The sequence below is a fragment of the Roseivirga thermotolerans genome (genome assembly GCF_014653175.1).
Lineage (GTDB): Bacteria > Bacteroidota > Bacteroidia > Cytophagales > Cyclobacteriaceae > Roseivirga > Roseivirga thermotolerans.
This window is the reverse complement of record NZ_BNAG01000010.1, coordinates 1-2788: the sequence shown is the minus strand read 5'-3', so window position 1 is coordinate 2788 and position 2788 is coordinate 1. Positions and strand designations below refer to the sequence as shown.

Genomic DNA, 2788 nt, shown 5'->3' with positions numbered 1-2788 from the left:
ACAAGTCCAAAACCTATGGCGAGGAAAACCCAGCCCTGAGCATCAGCTATGCAGGCTTTGTGAACGGAGACGATGAAACAGCCATCACCCAGCCCACCGCCAGCACAACAGCCGATGCCGGCAGCGATGCCGGGACCTACGCCATCACCTTGAGCGGAGGCGCAGCCGACAACTATTCACTGACAACAGTCAACGGGACCCTGACCATCGGGAAGGCCACTTTAACGGCCAGGGCAGATGACAAAGAAAGGGCAGTAGGGCAGGAAAACCCCGAATTCACCATCAGCTATACCGGCTTTGTGAATGGCGATGACAAGTCCGAGATCGATACAGAGCCAACCGCTTCGACCACCGCAGATGAGACCACCGCAGCAGGCACAGCCGCCATTGTCCTGAGCGGGGGCAGCGACAACAACTACAGCTTCAACCTGGTGGAAGGCACCCTGACCATTGTACAAGCCTCCTTTGTCACTTCCGTTACCGTGCCCGATGATGGCACCTACGCCATAGGCGATGAGATCACCTTCACGGTAAACTTTGCCCTTCCTGTGACTATTACAGGCAACCCAAGCCTACCAATCACAGTTGGGACCGAAACCAAGGCAGCTACACTAAATAGAACCGTAAACGAAAGCAATACAGCTACATTTACCTACACCATTGCAGAAGGCGACCTGGACGCTGACGGTATTGCGCTGGGGACATCGATAGACCTGAATGAGGGCACCATTGAGGACGGCTTTGGCAAGGACGCCATCACCAAGCTCAACAACATAGCCAGCACCGCCAACATCAAAGTAGACGGAATCCGTGCCACACCGACCATTACTTCAGCGGTGAGCGATCTGACCAATGCTGCCTTTACCGTAACCGTAACCTACGATGAACCAGTTTCCGGCCTAACAGCCGAAGACCTTACCGTCACCAACGGAACAGCGAGCAATGTAGAGGTAGTAACTGCCGGCAGAACCTGGAAGGCCACCATCACCCCGACAGCAGACGGTACCACCACCGTATCGGTGACCACAGGCGCAGTGACCGATGCCGCAGGCAATGCCAGCGTAGCCTCAACAGCCAGTATCAGCACCACCTTCGATGGCACGGCACCTACCGTTACAAGCATCAGCAGGGCAGAAGCAGACCAGATACCCACAGGGACCACAAACACAAACTTCACGGTAGTGTTCAGTGAAAACGTGACCGGTGTGGACGTAACCGACTTTGAAACAGAGACAACCGGAACAGCCACCGCCAAGGTGAACACGGTAACAGCAGTGGACGGCAAAACCTACACAGTGAACGTGAACGGAATCACAGGCGAAGGCACGATAGGCCTGAACGCCAAAGATGACGATAGCATTATAGATGCAGCCACCAACCCACTCGCAGCCAGCTTCACCGGCCAGGTGTACACCACCAACTTCGCACCCACCGGCATCACCATCTCATCAAGCAGCATCCAGGAGAACAATGCCGTAGGAGCAGAAGTAGGCACCCTTAGCAGCACCGATGCCAATACAGGCGACAGCCACAGCTACACCCTGGTTTCAGGAACAGGAGATACCGACAACGCAAGCTTCACCATCGATGGAGACAAGCTATTGGCCGCAGAAACCTTCGACTTTGAGACCAAAAACAGCTACAGCATCCGTGTTAAAACAGATGATGGATTTGGTGCCACTTTCGAGAAGGCACTAGCCATTACCATCACCAACGAAGGAGAGGCAATCATAGAAATCACAGGAGAAGGCGATTTTGCACAAACAGCCCTAGGCCTTGCCGATACCAAAACCTGGACAGTGTCCAACAAAGGCGATGCAGCCACCGAGGTAAGAGTGATCAGCTCCAGTCAAGGCTTTAGCTTCAATCCAGGTTCAGTGCAAGTGGGAGCAGGAGAAAGCCGGGAGATTACGGCCATATTCTCGCCCTCGGAAGCGAAAGTCTATTCAGGTGTTGTAGTATTCAACTATGATGTCACTGATGAAATACAAGACAATGTGATAGAAGTAAACCTGACAGGAGAAGGAGTGATAGTAACCAGTATTGATAAGGGACAGATCAATGAAGAACAAATCAGAGTCTTCCCTAACCCAGCCAACAGCTATGTAACCATAGACCTGAGCGAGCTCAGCGGCCAGCCCCTGAACATCCGGATGATTGACCCGACAGGCGTGAACAAGTTCGAAAAACAAGGCTACACCCGGCCCGAGCTGAGCATAGACGTGACCAACTTTGAAAGTGGCCTGTACATCATCCAGTTCAGCAACGAAAGGTCACTGGTGAGGAAGAAAGTATTGATTAAGAAGTAGACCATAGAGAGATCAGATGCTAAACTTCAGAAAAACGGAAGACAGATGAAAAAGAGAGAAATTATTACAGGGCTCATTATTCTTGGGCTGTTGTTTTTGGCATTTTCCTGCGGCCCGGACGGTCCTGTGGAGCCCAGCCTTCAAGACCTTACCTATGAGAAGCTTGCCGGTGACTGGACACTCGGCCAGTTCGGCAGTATAAAAGTCGATGGCAACAACGTGAGTGCCAACTACCCCGGTTTTTCACTGTCCTTTGCAGAAGGTACCTACACCACCGCCAATGCAGGCGACCTGTTCCGGGCCAGTGGTACCTGGCAGTGGGGCGATGCATCGGCCCACACCGTAGTGCTGGACGATGGCAAGCAAGTCACCATTCAAAGCCTGACCACCACCAAGTTTGTGTTTGGCTTTACCAAAGCCACCGGCCCCACCCGCGCAGGACTGGCCGGTGAATACATCATTACTGTAGAGAAATAGAC

At 52.8% G+C, this 2788-nt stretch carries 2 protein-coding genes; both read left to right on the top strand.

Features of this window, described 5'->3' with window-relative positions:
- Positions 1–2309, top strand: a 2309-nt coding sequence (locus IE164_RS18475; RefSeq protein ID WP_189631759.1) for an MBG domain-containing protein, incomplete at its 5' end; no start/stop codon positions are given.
- A gap of 45 nt (positions 2310–2354) precedes the next feature.
- Positions 2355–2786 carry a hypothetical protein gene (locus IE164_RS18470; RefSeq protein ID WP_189631758.1) on the top strand — a complete coding sequence of 144 codons (432 nt, stop codon included), beginning with the start codon at positions 2355–2357 and terminating at the stop codon, positions 2784–2786.
- Positions 2787–2788 lie beyond the last annotated feature (2 nt).

What these genes read in the sequence shown, in the direction of transcription:
- IE164_RS18470 (WP_189631758.1), top strand. Translation starts at nt 2,355, where the DNA reads ATGAAAAAGAGAGAAATTATTACAGGGCTCATTATTCTTGGGCTGTTG.